This is a genomic window from Sphaerimonospora sp. CA-214678, from assembly GCF_050942215.1.
GTDB lineage: Bacteria > Actinomycetota > Actinomycetes > Streptosporangiales > Streptosporangiaceae > Sphaerimonospora.
Genome location: NZ_CP192056.1, coordinates 3192135 through 3209378, shown reverse-complemented (window position 1 = coordinate 3209378; position 17244 = coordinate 3192135). Strand labels below are relative to the sequence as shown.

Sequence of the window (17244 nt, the reverse complement as noted above, 5' to 3'; positions counted from 1 at the left end):
ATGAGAATCGGGGGATACACATGACCGAAGTCGCCCTGCACCCGTCGGCGCGGGAGACGGCCACCCGCTGGTGGCGGGACGCGGTGATCTATCAGGTGTACGTCCGCAGCTTCGCCGACGGCAACGGCGACGGCGTCGGCGACCTGCTCGGCGTCCGCGGCCGGCTGCGCTACCTGGCCGATCTGGGCGTGGACGCGATCTGGCTGACGCCGTTCTACCCCTCGCCGATGGCCGACTTCGGCTACGACGTGGCCGACCACCGCGACGTCGACCCGATCTTCGGATCGCTGGCCGACGCCCGGGCGCTGATCGACGACGCGCACCGGCACGGCCTGAAGATCATCGTGGACGTGGTGCCGAACCACACCTCCGACGCGCACCCGTGGTTCCTCGCCGCGCTGGCGGCCGGTCCCGGCGCACCGGAACGGGAGCGCTACATCTTCCGGGACGGCAGGGGCGCGGCCGGGGAGCTGCCGCCCAACGACTGGGAGTCGATCTTCGGAGGCCCGGCCTGGACCCGGGTGGCCGACGGGCAGTGGTACCTCCACCTGTTCGCCCCGCAGCAGCCCGACCTCGACTGGGAGCACCCCGAGGTGCACGAGGAGTTCGCCGATGTGCTGCGGTTCTGGCTCGACCTCGGCGTGGACGGCTTCCGGATCGACGTCGCGCACGGCATGGTCAAGGCGCCCGGCCTGCCGGACGTCGGCCACGCCGGCCAGGTGCGGATGATCGGCGCCGACGTGGTGCCGTACTTCGACCAGGACGGCGTGCACGAGATCCACCGCGCCTGGCGGCGCATCCTCGACTCCTACGACGGCGAGCGGATCGGCGTGGCCGAGGCCTGGGCGCCGACCCCGGAGCGGCTGGCCCGCTACGTCCGCCCCGACGAGCTGCACCAGGCGTTCAACTTCCACTTCCTCACCACCCCCTGGGACGCGGCCGGGTTCCGCACGGTCATCGACGAGTCGCTCCGTACGGCGGGGCTGGTGGGCGCGCCCTCGACCTGGGTGCTGTCCAACCACGACGTGAAACGGCACGTCACCCGGTACGGCGGGGGCGAGCTCGGCCTGCGCCGGGCCAGGGCGGCCGCCCTGCTCATGCTCGCGCTGCCCGGGTCGGCCTACATCTACCAGGGTGAGGAGCTGGGGCTGCCCGAGGTGCTCGACCTGCCGGAGGAATATCTGCGCGACCCGCAGCGGCTGCGCGACCCCGGCAGCGGCCGGGACGGCTGCCGGGTGCCGCTGCCGTGGACCGCGACCGGGGAACCGCCGTACGGCTTCGCCCCGCCGGGGATCCACGAGAGCTGGCTGCCGGTCCCGGCGGAGTGGCGGGACCTCAGCGTCGAGGCCCAGCTCGGGAAGGAGACGTCCATGCTCGGCCTCTACCGGTCGGCGCTGGAGATCCGGCGCGCCCACCCCGATCTCGGCGACGGCCGGCTCGGCTGGCTGGACAGCCCGCCCGGCACGCTGGCGTTCTCCCGGGGCGGCTCCTTCGCCTGCCTGGTGAACATGACGCACGACTGGGTCGAGATCGACGCCGCGCCGGGGGAGCCGCTCCTCGCGAGCGACGGCCCGGCCGTGCACGGCGATCAGGTCCGGCTTCCCCCGGACTCGGCTACCTGGTGGAATATCGGTCGGTAATGTCTGAACCCATGAACAACACCACGCGGCTCGCCGACATCGCGGCTCAGGCAGGGGTGAGCGAGGCCACGGTGAGCCGCGTGCTGAACGGCAAGGCGGGGGTCTCCGCCGCCACCCGGCAGGCCGTGCTGACCGCGCTCGACCTCATGGGCTACGAGCGCCCCCAGCGGCTGCGCCGGCGCAGCAACGGCCTGATCGGGCTGGTCATCCCCGAGCTCGGCAACCCGATCTTCCCGGCGTTCGCCCAGGCCGTGGAGAAACCGCTGACCCAGCACGGCTACACCCCGATCCTGTGCACCCAGGAGCCCGGCGGCGCCCCCGAGGACGAGTTCACCGAGATGCTGCTGGACCGCGGCGTCTCCGGCATCGTCTTCGTGTCCGGCCTGCACGCCGACACCACGGCCCGGATGGACCGGTACGCCCGCCTCACCGACCGCGGCCTGCCGATCGTGCTGGTGGACGGCTACAACGAGACGATCCCCGCGCCGTTCATCTCACCCGACGACCGGCTCGCGGCCCGCCTGGCCGTACAGCACCTGGTCGATCTCGGGCACGAGCGGATCGGCCTGGCCCTGGGGCAGCGGCGGTACGTCCCCGTCATACGCAAGATCGAGGGGTTCCGGCGGGCCATGTCCGAGCTGCTCGGCCTGACCGACGTCGACGACCTCATCCAGCACTCGCTGTTCTCGGTCGAGGGCGGGCAGGCCGCGGCGGGCGCGCTCCTCGACCGCGGCTGCACGGGCGTCTTCTGCGCGAGCGACCTCATGGCGCTCGGCGCGATCCGCGCCGCGCGCGAGCGCGGGCTGTCGGTGCCGGGTGAGGTGTCGGTGGTCGGGTTCGACGACTCGCCGCTCATGGCGTTCACCGATCCGCCGCTCACCACGGTGCGCAAACCGATCGGTGCGATGGCGGCCGCCGCCGTGCAGACGCTGCTCGAGGAGATCGGTGGCACGCCCGCCAAGCACGTGGAGCTCGTCTACCAGCCCGAGCTCGTCGTGCGCGGCTCCACCGGCTCAGGCCCCCTCGTTCATCGGTGACCGCGTCGCGTCGTGGGCAAGGGGCGGGCCCGTGACCGCCGGGTTACAAGGTCACGGGCCCAGGTTTCCATGAACGTGACACCGGGTTGCGGGCACGAGCATGGCCGTCGGCTCCGCCGAGGGAGGATGGCTCGGCCGACGAGGTCTGCGGGATCAGGGACTGTTTCGCAGGAAGGCGGCCTCCGTGGCGAGTTTCTCGATCCGGGCGTAGTCGCCGGCCGCCAGCAGGACCGCCGGGGTGACCCAGCTTCCCCCGACACAGCCCACGTTGGCCAGGGCCAGATATGACAGCGCGTTCGCCGGTGTGATCCCGCCCGTCGGGCAGAACCGGACGTCGGGCAGCGGACCGGACAGCGCCTTGAGATAAGGCGCACCGCCCGCCGACTCGGCGGGGAAGAACTTCATCTCCCGCACACCCTGTTCCGCGAGCATCATAGCCTCAGTCGCCGTGGCCACCCCCGGCAGGTACGGCACGCCGGCCGCGACCATCGCGGCGAGCAGGGACGGCGTGGTCCCGGGAGAGACGAGGAACCTCGCGCCGGCGCCGAGCGCCGCGGTCACGTCGTCCGCCGTGCGGACCGTCCCGGCGCCCACCACGGCCTCGGGCACCTCCGCCGCGATGCGCCGGATCGCTTCGAGCGCGGCGGGCGTGCGCATCGTGATCTCGATGACCGGAAGTCCGCCGGCCACCAGGGCGCGGGCGAGCGGCACCGCCGTACCGGCGTCCTCGATCACGACGACCGGCATCACGGGGGTGAGGTCGAGCAGGCTCATGACGGCTCCACATTAGACGACTCGCGCATCGGGACGGCTCCGGACGACCGCTGCGTCAGCCAGGCCGCGGCTCCGGCCAGCGCGGGCTGCCCGGCGACGATCAGCGAGGTGGCGATCGAGGCGAGATATCCGTGCAGCGCCGGGACGCTCGCCTCGAACCGCTCGCGGAAGGCGCTCGCATGGATGCGGCCGGCGATCCTCGGCAGCACGCCGCCGCCGAGATAGACGCCGCCCCTGGCGCCCAGCGTGAGCGCCACGTTGCCGGCGAACCCGCCGAGCAGCGCGAGGAACACCTCGACGGTCTCGACGCACAGCGGGTGCTCCGACGTCACGATCTCCGAGGCGGTCCGCGCCGGCGGGCCGACCCCGCGCACCAGGGCCAGCCCCCGGTGGAGCCGCGACAGCCCGGGGCCGGACAGCAGGTGCTCGGCGTCCACGTACGGCAGGCCGTCGGCGCGCAGCGCCCGGACGACGTCGATCTCCAGATCGGACACGACCGGGACCGACACGTGCCCGCCCTCGCCGGGCAGCGGCACCCATCGCGTGCCGTACGGCACCAGCCCCCCGACGCCGAGGCCGGTCCCCGGACCGAGCACCGCCTTGGGCAGGCCGGCCGCCGGGGGCGGGCCGCCGAGCGATACGAGGTCGTCCCCCGCCAGGTGCGGCAGCGAGAACGCGAGCGCCTCGAAGTCGTTGAGCAGCACCGTGTGCGAAATGCCCAGCTCGGCGACCGAGCCAGACCATCCCGCGTTGGTCAGCCGGTAGCGGTCGCCCTCGACCGGCCCGGCTATCGCCAGACACGCGGCCCCCGGCCGAACTCCGCCCGCATGTTCTGCGAGATAGGCGGCTACGGCATCGGCAAGGCCGAGATGCTGGGAAACGTCGAGTACGGCTATCGCCTCCGGCTGCCCGCCGGGGCGGGTCACCAAACCGAATCGCGCGTTCGTGCCGCCGATGTCGGCGACCAGCCAGGGCGGCCTCATGCGACGTCCCCGAAGGCGTTCCCGAGGACGTCCGTACCGGCGCCGGAGCCGAAGGCGTGCCCGGCGGCGCCGGGCGAGAGGTTCGCCGGGAAGACGCTCGCCCCGCTGTCGGCCGGTCCGACCGCGTGCCGGAACGCGGCGAACAGCTCCCGCCCGGTGCCCTGCCACCGCTCGTCGCGGGACGGGGCGTCCGCGGGGGCGCGGCCGGACAGGTCGGCGAGGACGGTGAGCGTCCCGGCGGACGAGTCGAGACGGATCATGTCGCCGTCGCGGACCAGGGCGATCGGCCCGCCGTCAGCGGCCTCCGGCGACAGGTGGATCGCCGCGGGCACCTTGCCCGAGGCGCCGGACATCCGGCCGTCGGTGACGATCGCGACCTTCCGTCCCCGGTCGAGCAGGACCGCCAGCGGCGGGGTGAGCTTGTGCAGCTCGGGCATCCCGTTCGCGCGCGGGCCCTGGTAGCGGACGACCGCGACGAAGTCCTCGTCGTCGAGCTCGCCGTCCTCGAACGCGCGCAGCAGGTCGAGCTGGTCGTCGAAGACCCTGGCCGGGGCCTCGATCACGAGGTGCTCGGGCTTGACCGCCGACACCTTGCTGACGGCCCGGCCGAGGTTGCCCGACAGGATGTGGATGCCCCCGTCGGGGGAGAACGGCTCGCTCACCGGGCGCAGCACCTCGCGTGCGTCCAGGCCGTCGAGGCCGTCGCCGCCCGCGGGGACGGCGGCGCGCTCCGCCCAGACGAGCTCTCCCTCCTTGAGCTCGGGAGCGCTTCGGTAGTGGTCGAGGCCGGGGCCGGCCACGGTGAGAACGTCGCGGTGCAGCAGCCCGGCGTCGAGCAAACCGCCGATGAACACGGGCATGCCACCCGCGGCCTGGAAGTGGTTCACGTCCGCCTGGCCGTTGGGGTACATGCGGGCGAGCAGCGGCACGACCCGCGACAGATCGGCCATGTCGTCCCAGGTCAGCGTGATGCCGGCGGCCGCGGCCACGGCGACCAGGTGCATGGTGTGGTTGGTGGAGCCGCCGGAGGCCAGCAGCGCCACGACCGCGTTGACGATCGCCCGCTCGTCGACGATCTCGCCGGCGGGGATGTACTCCCCGCCGTGCGGAGTGATCTCGACCGCCCGCCGGGCCGCCGCCCCTGTCAGCGCCTGCCGCAGCTCGGTACGCGGGTTGACGAACGTCGCGCCCGGCAGGTGCAGGCCCATCACCTCCATCAGGAGCTGGTTGGAGTTGGCGGTGCCGTAGAACGTGCAGGTGCCGGGGGAGTGATACGAAGCGGCCTCGGCCTCCAGCAGCTCGGCCCGGCCGATCGCGCCCTCGGCGAACCGCTGCCTGGCCCGCGCCTTGACCTTGTTCGGCAGGCCCGAGGGCATCGGCCCGGCCGGCACGAACAGCGCGGGCAGGTGGCCGAAGCGCAGCGCCCCGATCAACAGCCCCGGCACGATCTTGTCGCAGACCCCGAGCAGCAGGGCGGCGTCGAACATGTCGTGCGACAGCGCGATCGCGGTCGCCATCGCGATCACGTCGCGGCTGTAGAGCGACAGCTCCATGCCGGCGCGCCCCTGCGTGATGCCGTCGCACATGGCCGGCACGCCGCCCGCGACCTGCGCGACGCCGCCGGCCGCGCGGACCGCCCGCTTCAGCTGGGCCGGATAGGTCTCGTACGGCTGATGCGCGGAGAGCATGTCGTTGTAGGAGGTGACGATCGCCACCCCGGGCTTGGCCGTACCACGCAGGTCGAGCCTGTCGGCCGCCGGGGCGGCGGCGAAGCCGTGCGCGAGGTTGGCGCATGCCAGCCGGCCGCGGGCCGGCCCCCGCTCGCGCAGCTCCTGCCCGGCCCGCCTGATCCGGTCGAGGTAGTCGGCACGGCTCACCCGACTGCGACGGCGGATCCGGTCGGTGACCCGGTTGATCACGTGGTTCGTCACGCTAGCGAGCGTAGCGGGGAGTTATGTGTTCTTTCAAGCCTACTTTTGTATGTTGATGTGAATAAGTCATTGGGCTTCGGTCAGTGGATGTGCTTAACTTTGAGGATGACGCGACTGGCGACCACCGGCGAGGTCTTCCAGCTCATCAGGAGCGGCGGAGGGGTCACGCGTGCCGATATCGGCCGCGTGACCGGACTGTCGCGTCCCGCCGTCGCCACGCGGGTCGCCGAGCTGCTCCATCGCGGGCTCATCGTGGAGGACGCCGAGGGCCCCTCCACGGGGGGCCGGCCGCCGGTCCGGCTGCGCTTCGCCGCCTCCGGGGGAGTGGTCCCGGTGGCCTCGCTGGGCGCGAGCCGTACGCAGATCGCGCTCTGCGACCTGGCCGGCGAGGTGCTGGTGCGCACCGATGTGGAGATCGACGTCGAGGACGGTCCCGACGTCGTGCTGCCCCTGCTCATGGACACCTGGGACAAGCTGCTCGACGGGCGGGGCCCGGTCGTCGGCATCGGGCTCGGCGTCCCCGCCACCGTGGAGTTCGCCGCCGGGCGCACCGAGAGCGCCCGGGTCATGGCGAGCTGGACGGGCGTGGTCATCCCGCCGGTCATCGCCGAGCGGTTCCCCGTGCCGGTCCTGGTCGACAACGACGTGAACGTCATAGCGATGGGCGAGCACCGGGCGGCGTACGCGGCCGATCTCGACGACCTGCTGTTCGTGAAGGTCTCCACCCGGATCGGTGCCGGGGTGATCTCCGGCGGGAGCATCCTGCGCGGCGCGCTCGGCGCGGCCGGTGAGATCGGTCACATCCAGGTCAGGGACGGCGGGGGAGTGCTCTGCCGCTGCGGCAACCTCGACTGCGTCGACTCGGTCGCCAGCGGCACCGCCATTCTGCGCGACCTGCGCGCCAAAGGCCGCGACGTACGCTCGCTCGCCGACGTGACCGCCCTCGTGCGCGCGGGCGACGCCGAGACCATGGCGGTGGTGCGGCTGGCCGGCCGCAGGCTCGGGGAGGTCATCTCGACCGCCGTCAACCTGCTCAACCCGGCCGTCGTCGTGCTCGGCGGCGACGTGGCGGAGATGTTCCAGCCGCTGGTCTCCGGCGTCCGCGAGGTGGTCTATCGCCGGTCGACCCAGCTCGCCACCCGTAGCCTGCGCATCGAGCGCAGCCGCCTGGGGGCCGGTGCCGGCATCACCGGCTGCGCCCTCATGGTCCTCGACCGCGTTCTGTCCGCCGACGCCATCGACCGCATCGCCTGACTACCCGCCCCCCATGGCCGTGATCTTGCGAATTCTCGCAGCCGGCTCCGAGAGCGGCCACTTCGCGTTCGTGATCTTGCAGTTTCTCGCATGGATGTCCGCTGAGCGGCGAAAACGGCAGTCGTGATCTTGCACTTCCCGGCGAGTGCAAGATCACCTTGTGTGAAAGCGCACGTCAGGTGGCCCGCGTGCGAGAAAATGCAAGATCACTGCGATGATCTGTGCTGCTCGGAGGGTGTCCTTGCAAGAATTCGCAAGATCACGGGGGTGGCTTTAAAATCCTGGCGATCTGGACGAGTGCCAGGTGTTCGATCTCGGGGAGTGCGTGTGCGTGAGCGAGTCCGCCGTGTGGTCGAGTCGCGGCGGTTCCAGCGGCTCATCATCGCGGTGATCCTGATCAATGCGGTGACCCTCGGTCTGGAGACCTCGCCCTGGGTGCTCACCCGGTACGACATCGAGCTGCACATCGTCGACCACGTCGCGCTGTACGTCTTCACGGCCGAGCTGCTGGCCAAGGTCTACGTCTACCGGCTGCGGTTCTTACGCGACCCCTGGAACGTTTTCGACGCGCTCATCGTCGGCTTCTCGTTCCTGCCCACGGCGGGCGGGCTGTCGGTGCTGCGTGCCCTGCGCGTGCTGCGTGCGCTGCGGCTGATCTCGGTGGTGCCCTCGCTGCGGCGGGTGGTCTCCGCGCTGCTCGGCGCGGTGCCCGGAATGACCTCGATCGTGCTGCTCCTCGGGCTGGTGCTCTACGTCGCCGCCGTCATAGGCACCAAGTTGTACGGCACGGCCGCGCCGGAGTACTTCGGCGATCTGCCCACCTCGCTCTTCACGCTGTTCCAGGTGATGACCGGAGACGGCTGGTCGGAGATCACCCGCGATCTCATGGACACCCACCCGTCGGCCTGGCTGTATTTCGTGGTGTTCGTCCTGATATGCACCTTCGTGGTGCTCAACCTCTTCATCGCCGTGGTCGTGAGCGCGATGGAGGAGGAGAGCCGGGAGGAGCGCAACGAGGACGCCACCGTGCTGGCCGAGATGGCCGCCCTGCGCGCGGAGATCCAGGGCCTGCGCCAGGCGCTCACCGACCGCGTCCCGTCCTGACCCGGTCCGTCGATCTCGCCGCGCGGCACGGTGCGAATCTCCGCGGAGGACGGCTGGGCCTTCGGCCCGGTCAGATATCGAGGAGCTTCGCGACCTGCCGCTCCAGCGGGATCGCGTCGAGACGGTTGTCGATCTCGGCGTACGGCACGACCGGTGGCTCGTCGACGCGGATGGCCCTCAGATATTCGTCGAAGCGGGCGAGCTTCCCGCCGTCCCGGCGCAGACCGCGGCGGATGAGGCGGTCGCGCAGGGTGGGGCCGTCGGAGCGGATCCACACCAGCCGCACCTCGGGGCCGCCGAGCTCGCGGACCCAGGCGTGCCAGCGGGCGGCGTCGTGGACCTGACCGGTGAACGGCCCGCTGAGCATGACCGGGCAGCCGTGCGAACGGATCTCCCTGGCGGTCTGCGTCATTCCGCCGTATTCGTACTTTTTGATGTGTTCGTCGTACCAGGGCCCCTCCCGCTCGTCCGGAGGTCTGCCGTGTCCTGCGAGCACGGCCCCGACGAAGCCGCCGTAGAGCGTGTCCTTGTCCAGCAGCGCCGGGACCGGGTCGAGCCGGGCGAGCAGGAGCTCGCACACCGTGGACTTGCCCGCGCCCGGCGGCCCCGAGACCACCCACGCCGGTGCCGTGGCGGTCATTCGGGCCGGCCGTACGGCTCGCCCCGGTCGATCGGGGATATCGGGGGATCGGCGTAGGGCCCCGACGCCTCCGGGTGACTCCCGGCCACCCGGTGGCTCGCCGCCTCGGTCACCCGCATCGCATACAGATCATGCGCGGGGTCGACGGGAATCAGGCCGTAGCCCGCGTCCACCTCGTCCTCGGCGAGGTCGAGGTGCCGTCTGGCGGACTCGAGGCTCGCGCCGTGCGGGAGCCGTACGGTGATGAGGACTTTGCGCAATCTCGCTCCCCGCTGCCCGGCCGAGGATCAGGCCGCCCTCGCGGCCCTGCGCCGCAGGGCCGCGATGACGCCGGCGGCGTCCACGACGCCGTACCCGTAGTCGTGGTCATAGCCTATGTCGCTGCGATCATCGGCGGTACGGCGCAGCAGGGTCCTGAGCTGGCTCGCGGACAACTTGGCCGAAGGCCACAGGGTGCGTACGGCGGCGACGAGACCGGCCGCGACCGGGCAGGCGGCGGAGGTGCCCGAGTCGGGTTCCGCGTCGCCGAAGGCCTGGGAGCCGGAGAAGTGGGTGTACGCGCAGAAGTCCGGCTTGCGTTCCGTGAGCCGTCCGGGCCCCTGGGAGGAGTAGCCGACCCGCTCCCCTTCGGTGTCGATCCCGCCGATCGACAGCACCTTGGGATGGGAGTTGGCCCCCACGATGGGCCGGTCGGGAAAGGCGCAGCGCGAGTCCCGGCAGTCGCGGCCGCAGTTGCCCGCGGCGAACAGGATGTCGGCCCCGGCCTCGGCCAGGCTGCCGACGATCAGATTGAACGGATGGGCGGGGTTGTCCGAGTAGTTGCCCGGGCTGCCGGGCGGGAAGTCCCAGCGCGGGGAGAACGACCCCCAGCTGTTGCTGACCACGAGCGCGCGTGACCGCGCTGGCTGGGCCTCCAGCACGTCACGCAGATGCGCGTACGCCGCGATCGCGTCGGAGAGCAGCCCGTCGAGCGTCGATCCGCCGCGCCGCCGCGACAGCAGCACCGGAATGTCGAGGAGCGACGCCCTGGGCGCGGCGATGAGGGCGTCGAACGCGCACATCGTGCCGTGGTCGATCGGATGCTCGCCCGGCTTTCCCGGCACGCCAGGAGGGTTCCAGCTCCGGTCCTCGTCGACGGTGATCTCGTGCCCGAGCACGCGCCCGGCATGGGCGGCGTTGATCCCCGTGTCGACGACGGCCAGGGCGACCCCGCCGCCGTCCAGCCCCTCGTCCGCCAGCTCGGCCACGTGCAGCAGCCGCTCCACGTCGTGCCAGTCGCCGACGGCCGGGTCGTCCCCGCAGGTGAGGCAGCTCTCGATGACGGGGTCGGCGTAGACGGCGACGACCTCCCTGCGGGTCATGGGCAGCAGCGAGACGCGGGTGGAGATCTCGTCGTCGGCGATCTCGCCGCAGACCACGACGGACGCCTCGTCCGGGCGCATCGAGAAGGTCAGCGGCTGGTTGAGGGAGAGCGGGTCGGCCCCGGGCGTGGCGGGGACCGGGCGGGGCACCGCGACGGGCGCGAACGAGTGGTCGAGGACGACGCCCGGCAGCCCGTCCGCCACGTCGGAGGCGGTGACCGCGACGGTGGGGTCGGCCACCGCCGCGACCAGGTCGGACGACGGGCGGATCTGGATGAGAACGCGCATGACGATTCGCTCCGTATCGATTCCGTTACGCGACGTCACCACCTTCCTCCTCGGGGAAGGTCACGTCCACTCATTCCGGCGGACCGGCGGCCCGCGTCGCCGGGAGGCCGCCGGAAGGGGCCTCGCGAAACCGATGTAGAGCCGCTGAAAAGCCATCGGGATGCCGCCGGCCGGGCGGCATCCCGAGATGTCAGATCAGAAACCGCACAGCTCGGTCAGGCTCTTGGCCTCCTGATCGTTCTGCGTCGGAGTCTGCGTCGGCCGCTTCGCGAGCGACTGGGTCTCCGAGGGCGAGGGAGACGCCGGGACCCGGGGCGTCGTCGCGCCGGGCGTGGCGGGGGCGTCCGAGGGGGACGCGTTCGCCGCGACGGCACGGCGGTCGGTCATCGACTCGCGGATCGCCTTCAGCGTCAGCGTCCTGATCTTGTGCCAGTCCGGATTGCCCGGCCAGATCAGCGGCGGCACGAACTGCAGGCTGGTGATCTTGGCGTCCTTCACCTTCAGTCCGAGCGGGACCAGGTGCTCCAGCAGATCGCGCGGAATGTCCGTACGGAACATGTGCCGGGTGGCAGTGGCGATCTTGGTGAAGTTGGTGAGCACGGTCGCGGGGTTGGCCTGCTGGGCGAGTGCGCCGATGACGCAGCGCTGCCTGCCCATCCGGGAGAAGTCGTCGCTGTCCACCCGGGACCGTCCGTACCAGAGCACCTCCTCACCGCTCAGCCTGCGATGGCCCGCCTTGATCGTGCCGGCCGTGCCGAACTTCCCGCCCCACTTGATGTCCTGCTCGACGCGGATCTGCAGACCGCCCATCGCGTCGATCAGCCGGGCGAAGCCGAACATGTCGACCATCGCGTAGTAGTCGATCTTCAGGCCCAGCGTGTGTCCGATCGCGTCCTTCAGCGCCTGCGGGCCGCGGTTCCTCCCGCCCATGACCTGGGGGTTGTTGTCCGCGTAGTACCAGACCGCGTTGAGCAGGCCCTGCTCGGCGGTGAAGCCGTTGGGGAACTGCTTGTGTAACGGACTGCCGGCCGGGAAGCGGACGTACTGCAGGTTGCGCGGCAGGCTGAACAGCACGGTGTTGCCGGTGGCGAGGTTCACGCTGGCCACGGTCATGGAGTCGGTCCGCACGCTCTCCCGGTTGCCCGCCGCGTCCCCGCCGAGCAGGAGGAAGTTGATGCGCTTGCGTCCGTTCCACGGATCCTCGGCCCTGATGGGGACGTGGGTCGGCTGACTACCGTCGGGGGCGCTGATGGCGTCGAGCGTCTCGCCCACCGCCTTGATCGTGCTCGCGGTCAGCGCGAAGGGCGCCATCACCGACACCGCCAGCACGCCGACGACGATGCCCGACACGATCTGACCGTTCTGGGACAGACGCTTGGGGCGCAGCGCGACGAAGGACAGGACCGTCAGGGTGAACCACGCGAGCGCGCACACCCCCGACCCGACCATGATCGTTGTGAGCGTGCTCGACCTGATGACCGCGCCCGCGTCGCCCATGAACCGCAGCCCGTAGAGCAGGATCGCGACCAGCACCACGCCGAACACCGCCAGCAGCACGAATCCGGTGCGCCGCCGGCCCGCCCGGAGATGGGCGGCGCCGGGGACCAGCGCGGACAGCGCGGTCCAGCCGATCAGCGAGGCGGTGGTCAACGGCCGGGCGTAGCGGGGACCGGGTGGCGCCTGCCCCTGCCGTGACGGCCCGGGTGAAGGCCGGTGCGAGGAAGGCCCCTGCGACGGAGATTCCTGCGATGGAGGTCCCTGCCGGGGGCCGGGCGAGCCGGGCCCCCGGTGAGGACCATGCGAGCCGGGTCCCTGCTGTGCTCCGGGCCCCTGCTGCGGCCCCGGTGTCTGCTGCGGCCCGGGTGTCTGCCGGGGGCCGGAGCCCCGCTGCCCGCGCGTGCGCTGACCCTGCCGGCTCTGACCGCTCGCGCGCTGCCCACGCCGGGCAGGCTCGCGCTGCCCGGCCTCGCGCTGCTCCTGCCCTCGCTGCCGGGACGCCTGAGGCGGCTGGGGCGCCTGGGGCGCTTGACCGGACGTCCGCGGTGGCTGCGGGGGCTCGCCACTCTGCTGTGGCCGTGGCTCTGGCCGGGGCTGTGACGTGTCGCGGGCCGTGTCGGCCCGCTCCGGGCTCCTGCCCGCCGCCCGCCCTCTGGCCCGGCCCGGTGATCGGCCCGTGGTCCGGCGCGCCGCGCGTTCCGGGCCGTCGGCTGGTTCAGCGGGCCCCTCGCCGCGCATGGTTCACCGCTCTCCACCCCTCAGTGAAAACTTGGCTAGGGATTCTAGCCCCCATACCTGGACAAGATTGACATAAGCAAAATGCTGCGGCGTCCCGTCAGGACACGTAGGACGAGCCCATGACCCAGGTGTTGCACTGGTGCACCTTCGGCCGTGTGTAGCCCTGGCGGAACCACACCGCGTTGTTGCGCGTGCTGCCGTGGTCGCGCGGCCCGCCCGGCTGGTCCCCGATGTATCCGTACGCCCACAGAAGCGTGTTGCGCCGGGCCGGGGTGATCGGATAGCTGCGTTCCACGGAGCGCATGAACATCGCGCCGAAGCAGGTCGCCTGCAGCTCGTGCCGCCGGGTCAGGGCCAGCTGCGCGCTACGCGAGCTCGACTCCTGATAGCGTGCCCACCAGGAGTCCGAGATGCCGGTGATGTGCTGGATGTGGTGGCCGTACTCGTGCCCCATCATGCTGACGATGATCCCGTTCCAGGCTCCGAGCGGGCCGTACTCCTTGGCCATCGCCGAGGTCGAGGCGTAGATCGTGCTGTTGCTCGGGCAGTAGTACGGCACATTGCTCCCGGGCATCGGATAGTCGCCGCAGGCGCCCCTGCCCCTGCTCCGGGCGATCACGTAGCCGGGGGGACTCCACTCGATCCCGACGCGCCTCAGCGCCGGGGCCCACGCCTGGCCCATGCACCTGCCGGTCTTCAGGATCAGCGCCTTGAACCGCGCGTGGTCGTAGATGCTCGCGTTGCCCGCCGGGCACTTCGGCCGGGCCAGTGAGCCGGCCTGGTAGACCGTGTTGTTCTTCAGAGTGCGGTTCAGCCTCGGGGCCGGCTTCTCGGAGGCGTCGTCCTCGCGGGTGGGCCGGGAGGTGGGTTTCGAGGTCGGGCGTTCGGCGGCCGAGGGCTCGGCGGCGGCGGTCTCGGACGTTCGGGTCGGCAGTGCGATCGGCTGCCGCTCGGTCGCCTTCCGCGCCGCGGCGATCACGACGATCACCAGGAACGTGAACGCCAGCACGCCGATCACCCCGCCGATGGTCGCGGCCGCGCTGGTCTTCCGCCTGGGCGGCCGCCGGTTCGGCGCGTGGCCGTACGGCGACCCCGGGCCGTACGGCGGAGGCGTACGCCCCGGGGGCCACCCGGGCCGGGGCGGCCCGCCCGCGCCGGGCTGCGGGGGCCGGGGCCGAGAAGGCCCCGGCTGCGGCGGCCAGGGCTGCGGAGGCGGAGGCGGAGGCGGGGGTGGCGGGGGCACCGGTGGCGGCGGGTAGGGCGGCCGCCCCGGAGGAGGGTGCTGTCCCGGCGGATGGCCGGCCGGCGGGTACTGCGCGGGTGGCGGCTGGGGCGGCTGGCGGTACGGCCCGACCGGGTAAGGAGCACGCCCGCGTGACGGCGGCGGTGGAGGGTACTGCGACGCCAAGACTTTGCCCCCTTTACGGATTCGGGGCGAAATCATACTGATTTTCCGATCAGCCGAGGATGTCGCACTCGCTCGCGTACGATGCGTAATCAGGCGAGGTGATCTCGGTAATGTTCCGGAATCATTTGGCTGATCTGCCTTAGCTTTTTCGCATGAATCTGCAGCAGCTTCGTTACGTGGTCGCCACGGCGGAGCATCGCACCATGACTGACGCGGCCAAGTCGCTGTACATCGCGCAGCCGGCGCTTTCCCGTGCCATCCGGGATCTGGAGCGCGAGCTCGGGGTGACGCTTTTCGCGCGTTCCGGGAGGGGTGTCGTCGTGACCGCGTACGGGCGCCAGGTCGTCAAACTCGCCAGGGAGGCGCTCGACGCGGTCAAGGAGATCGAGTTGCTCGCCCGGCAGTCCGCGGAGTCCTCCGACGACCTGCGGATCGCGGCGACCCCCAGCCTGGAGCCCGGCCTCGCCGGACATCTGCTGCCCGCCTACGCGTCGCAGCATCCGGGGATCCGTGTGCGGATCGTGCGGTGTGACGGCCGGGAGGACGTGGTGAACGCGGTGCGCAGGCAGCGGGCCGACCTCGGCCTCACCGATCTCCCGGTGCCGGCCGACCTGGTCAGCCACCCGTTCGAGCGGCAGGAGATCGTGCTGATCTCGCCTCCCGGCGCGGATCTGCCCGACCCCGTGCCGATGTCCAGGCTGAACGGGATGTGTCTCGTGCTGCCGGCCCAGGGGACCGCCCGGCGCCGGGAGTTCGACCACACCTTCGCCGTGTACGGCATCCGGCCGCTGGCGACGGTGGAGTCGGACGAACGCCGCGGCTGGCTGCGCACGGTTCGCACGGGGAAGGCCTCGCTGCTGTGGTATCGCGGAATGGCCATGCGCGCGGAACGCGCCGGACTGGTGGTCCGCTCGCTCGATCCGCCGGTCACGAAGGTCATCGCCATGGTCCACACCCGGCGCAGGCTCCCCGCCACGGCGCAGGACTTCCTCATGCTGACGGAGGGTGGCTCGGCCGCTTGATTGGAGCGCTCCAAAAGCTATGAATAGGACATCCATAACTCTCGATGCCGTTTTCGTTCAGCCGTACATCACGGACAGGAAGCGGACGAGGACCGCCTCGCGTACCGGCGCCGGCAGCGCGTCGAGCACGGCGTTGACGGTCGCCATGGCGGGCTGGCCGGCACCGCGCAGGTCGATGCCGACCGAGGCGGCGAGCCCGGCGAACGTTTCGTCGTCGATCGTGTCGAGGTCGATCGAGGCGATCAGTTCCGGCAGGCCCTCCGGCACCGCGGCCGGACCACGCAGCCGGGCGGTCCCGGCCGCCGACGCGATCACCTCGAGCATGGCGTCGACTCCCGCCAGCGTGACCCCGGTGACCGTGATGTGCAGATTGGCCGGGATCCCCGCGTAGGAGAGCTGCGGCTGGAGGAACCAGCCCAGCCGCCGCGCCTCGTCGGCCAGCACGAACACGTCGATCTCGGGAGAACCCGCGATCGCCACCAGCGAAGCGTCCGGCTCGCCCAGCACCCGCAGCCCGGGGATGCCGCCGATCCCGGCGACGAGCCGCCGGGTCGCCTCCAGCGTCCTGCGGCCCAGCTCCAGATAGCCCTCGCGGCCGAGCGACTGGAGGGTGGCCCACGCCCCGCCGAGCGGCCCGGCCGAGCGCGAGCTCTGCACGGTCGCGTTGATGATCGTGTATCCGGGCCAGGCGGCGGAGGCGAAGTACGCGGCGCGGCGCAGCTCGGCGTCACGGAACAGCAGCACCGAGGCCCCCTTGGGCGCGTAGCCGAACTTGTGCAGGTCGCAGGAGATCGAGGTCACCCCGGGAACACCGAGATCGAAGGGCGGGATCGCCGCGCCGGCCTCGCGCAGCCAGGGCAGCAGCCAGCCGCCGACGCAGGCGTCGACGTGGCACGGCACCCCCCGCGAGGCGGCGAGCCCGGCGATCTCCGTGACCGGGTCGACGACGCCCTGGGGGTAGGCGGGGGCGGACGCCACGACCAGGGCCGTCCGCTCGTCGATCGCCTCGGCGACCGCGGGCACCGACGCACGGAACGTCCCGGCGTCGACCGGCACCGGGACGGTCTCCATGCCGAGGTAGTGCGCGGCCTTGTGGAAGGCGGGATGCGCGGTGACCGGCAGCACCACGCGGCCGGTCCCCGGACGGGTGTCCCGCGCCGCCTTCACGGCCAGCATGATCGACTCTGTGCCGCCGCTGGTGAAGATCCCGGGCGCGCCGGGCCGTCCGAGCAGCTCGGCCGCCGCGCCCACCACCTGCTTCTCCAGCGCGACCATGCTGGGGAACGCCGTCGGGTCGAGCATGTTGACCTCGATCATCTCGGCGTACGCCCGGTGCGCGGCGTCGTGCACCTCGGGCCGCCCGGTGTCGTAGACGTACGCGGTCACCCTGCCGCCGCGTACCGGCAGGTCGCCGGCCCGCAGCGCGGACAGCTCGGCGAGCAGTTCGGAAGCGGGCCTGCCGTGCTCGGGAAGCATCGTGGTCTCTCCAGGGTGAGCTCGGGGGCGGCGGCGAGGAGCCGCCGGTTCGGGGATCGGCGGGCGGGAGCCGTACGACCGCGTGCGGCCC

16 protein-coding genes are annotated in these 17244 nt (G+C 71.8%); 7 read left to right on the top strand and 9 right to left on the bottom strand.

What is annotated here, in order from left to right; all coding sequences use genetic code 11:
* Positions 1 to 20: 20 nt before the first annotated feature.
* Positions 21 to 1640 carry a glycoside hydrolase family 13 protein gene (locus ACQP1K_RS14545; RefSeq protein ID WP_433501433.1) on the top strand — a complete coding sequence of 540 codons (1620 nt, stop codon included), beginning with the start codon at positions 21 to 23 and terminating at the stop codon, positions 1638 to 1640.
* A gap of 11 nt (positions 1641 to 1651) precedes the next feature.
* Positions 1652 to 2677 (top strand): LacI family DNA-binding transcriptional regulator, encoded by a 1026-nt coding sequence (locus ACQP1K_RS14540; protein ID WP_433501432.1) that lies wholly within the window; start codon positions 1652 to 1654, stop codon positions 2675 to 2677.
* 153 nt (positions 2678 to 2830) lie between these two features.
* Here ACQP1K_RS14540 and eda read toward each other — a convergent pair whose 3' ends face one another.
* The 3 genes from eda to edd are packed head-to-tail and all read right to left on the bottom strand — an operon-like array spanning position 2831 to position 6365.
* Positions 2831 to 3451, bottom strand: coding sequence for a bifunctional 4-hydroxy-2-oxoglutarate aldolase/2-dehydro-3-deoxy-phosphogluconate aldolase (gene eda, locus ACQP1K_RS14535; RefSeq protein ID WP_433501431.1), 621 nt, complete (start codon positions 3449 to 3451; stop codon positions 2831 to 2833).
* Positions 3448 to 4434 (bottom strand): glucokinase, encoded by a 987-nt coding sequence (locus ACQP1K_RS14530; RefSeq protein ID WP_433501430.1) that lies wholly within the window; start codon positions 4432 to 4434, stop codon positions 3448 to 3450. Before ACQP1K_RS14530 ends, eda begins: the two co-directional genes overlap by 4 nt.
* Positions 4431 to 6365, bottom strand: a complete 1935-nt coding sequence (gene edd, locus ACQP1K_RS14525; RefSeq protein WP_433501429.1) for a phosphogluconate dehydratase — start codon at positions 6363 to 6365, stop codon at positions 4431 to 4433. Before edd ends, ACQP1K_RS14530 begins: the two co-directional genes overlap by 4 nt.
* A 105-nt stretch (positions 6366 to 6470) precedes the next feature.
* Between edd and ACQP1K_RS14520 the strand changes: the two genes are divergently transcribed.
* Both ACQP1K_RS14520 and ACQP1K_RS14515 read left to right on the top strand, forming a co-directional pair.
* On the top strand, positions 6471 to 7619 hold the full coding sequence (locus ACQP1K_RS14520) for an ROK family protein (RefSeq protein WP_433501428.1): 1149 nt from the start codon (positions 6471 to 6473) through the stop codon (positions 7617 to 7619).
* A gap of 327 nt (positions 7620 to 7946) precedes the next feature.
* Positions 7947 to 8723 (top strand): ion transporter, encoded by a 777-nt coding sequence (locus ACQP1K_RS14515; RefSeq protein ID WP_433501427.1) that lies wholly within the window; start codon positions 7947 to 7949, stop codon positions 8721 to 8723.
* A gap of 70 nt (positions 8724 to 8793) precedes the next feature.
* Here the strand turns inward: ACQP1K_RS14515 and ACQP1K_RS14510 are convergent, their stop codons facing one another.
* The 4 genes from ACQP1K_RS14510 to ACQP1K_RS14495 all read right to left on the bottom strand — a co-directional run bounded on the left by ACQP1K_RS14510 (position 8794) and on the right by ACQP1K_RS14495 (position 12662).
* The gene (locus ACQP1K_RS14510; protein WP_433501426.1) at positions 8794 to 9363 is read right to left on the bottom strand and encodes an AAA family ATPase; all 570 of its coding nucleotides are present in this window, start codon (positions 9361 to 9363) and stop codon (positions 8794 to 8796) included.
* The gene (locus ACQP1K_RS14505; RefSeq protein WP_433501425.1) at positions 9360 to 9623 is read right to left on the bottom strand and encodes a hypothetical protein; all 264 of its coding nucleotides are present in this window, start codon (positions 9621 to 9623) and stop codon (positions 9360 to 9362) included. Before ACQP1K_RS14505 ends, ACQP1K_RS14510 begins: the two co-directional genes overlap by 4 nt.
* Before the next feature lie 27 nt (positions 9624 to 9650).
* Positions 9651 to 11012: a S8 family peptidase gene (locus ACQP1K_RS14500; protein WP_433501424.1), complete on the bottom strand. Its 1362-nt coding sequence runs from the start codon at positions 11010 to 11012 to the stop codon at positions 9651 to 9653.
* A 195-nt stretch (positions 11013 to 11207) separates the two neighbouring features.
* Positions 11208 to 12662 carry an LCP family protein gene (locus tag ACQP1K_RS14495; protein ID WP_433501423.1) on the bottom strand — a complete coding sequence of 485 codons (1455 nt, stop codon included), beginning with the start codon at positions 12660 to 12662 and terminating at the stop codon, positions 11208 to 11210.
* Between the two features lie 147 nt (positions 12663 to 12809).
* On the opposite strand from ACQP1K_RS14495, the gene ACQP1K_RS14490 reads away from it, so the two are divergent.
* Positions 12810 to 13109: a hypothetical protein gene (locus tag ACQP1K_RS14490; RefSeq protein WP_433501422.1), complete on the top strand. Its 300-nt coding sequence runs from the start codon at positions 12810 to 12812 to the stop codon at positions 13107 to 13109.
* 235 nt (positions 13110 to 13344) lie between these two features.
* Here ACQP1K_RS14490 and ACQP1K_RS14485 read toward each other — a convergent pair whose 3' ends face one another.
* Positions 13345 to 14265 carry a neutral zinc metallopeptidase gene (locus tag ACQP1K_RS14485; protein WP_433501421.1) on the bottom strand — a complete coding sequence of 307 codons (921 nt, stop codon included), beginning with the start codon at positions 14263 to 14265 and terminating at the stop codon, positions 13345 to 13347.
* On the opposite strand from ACQP1K_RS14485, the gene ACQP1K_RS14480 reads away from it, so the two are divergent.
* Positions 14243 to 14506, top strand: a complete 264-nt coding sequence (locus ACQP1K_RS14480; RefSeq protein ID WP_433501420.1) for a hypothetical protein — start codon at positions 14243 to 14245, stop codon at positions 14504 to 14506. The genes ACQP1K_RS14485 and ACQP1K_RS14480 overlap by 23 nt on opposite strands.
* A gap of 301 nt (positions 14507 to 14807) precedes the next feature.
* Positions 14808 to 15677, top strand: coding sequence for a LysR family transcriptional regulator (locus ACQP1K_RS14475; RefSeq protein ID WP_433501419.1), 870 nt, complete (start codon positions 14808 to 14810; stop codon positions 15675 to 15677).
* 57 nt (positions 15678 to 15734) lie between these two features.
* Here the strand turns inward: ACQP1K_RS14475 and ACQP1K_RS14470 are convergent, their stop codons facing one another.
* The gene (locus tag ACQP1K_RS14470; protein WP_433501418.1) at positions 15735 to 17153 is read right to left on the bottom strand and encodes a pyridoxal phosphate-dependent decarboxylase family protein; all 1419 of its coding nucleotides are present in this window, start codon (positions 17151 to 17153) and stop codon (positions 15735 to 15737) included.
* Between the last annotated feature and the right edge of the window lie 91 nt (positions 17154 to 17244).

What these genes read in the sequence shown, in the direction of transcription:
- ACQP1K_RS14545 (WP_433501433.1), top strand. Translation starts at nt 21, where the DNA reads ATGACCGAAGTCGCCCTGCACCCGTCGGCGCGGGAGACGGCCACCCGC.
- ACQP1K_RS14540 (WP_433501432.1), top strand. Translation starts at nt 1,652, where the DNA reads ATGAACAACACCACGCGGCTCGCCGACATCGCGGCTCAGGCAGGGGTG.
- eda (WP_433501431.1), bottom strand. Translation starts at nt 3,451, where the DNA reads ATGAGCCTGCTCGACCTCACCCCCGTGATGCCGGTCGTCGTGATCGAG.
- ACQP1K_RS14530 (WP_433501430.1), bottom strand. Translation starts at nt 4,434, where the DNA reads ATGAGGCCGCCCTGGCTGGTCGCCGACATCGGCGGCACGAACGCGCGA.
- ACQP1K_RS14520 (WP_433501428.1), top strand. Translation starts at nt 6,471, where the DNA reads ATGACGCGACTGGCGACCACCGGCGAGGTCTTCCAGCTCATCAGGAGC.
- ACQP1K_RS14510 (WP_433501426.1), bottom strand. Translation starts at nt 9,363, where the DNA reads ATGACCGCCACGGCACCGGCGTGGGTGGTCTCGGGGCCGCCGGGCGCG.
- ACQP1K_RS14500 (WP_433501424.1), bottom strand. Translation starts at nt 11,012, where the DNA reads ATGCGCGTTCTCATCCAGATCCGCCCGTCGTCCGACCTGGTCGCGGCG.
- ACQP1K_RS14490 (WP_433501422.1), top strand. Translation starts at nt 12,810, where the DNA reads ATGCGAGCCGGGTCCCTGCTGTGCTCCGGGCCCCTGCTGCGGCCCCGG.
- ACQP1K_RS14475 (WP_433501419.1), top strand. Translation starts at nt 14,808, where the DNA reads ATGAATCTGCAGCAGCTTCGTTACGTGGTCGCCACGGCGGAGCATCGC.
- ACQP1K_RS14470 (WP_433501418.1), bottom strand. Translation starts at nt 17,153, where the DNA reads ATGCTTCCCGAGCACGGCAGGCCCGCTTCCGAACTGCTCGCCGAGCTG.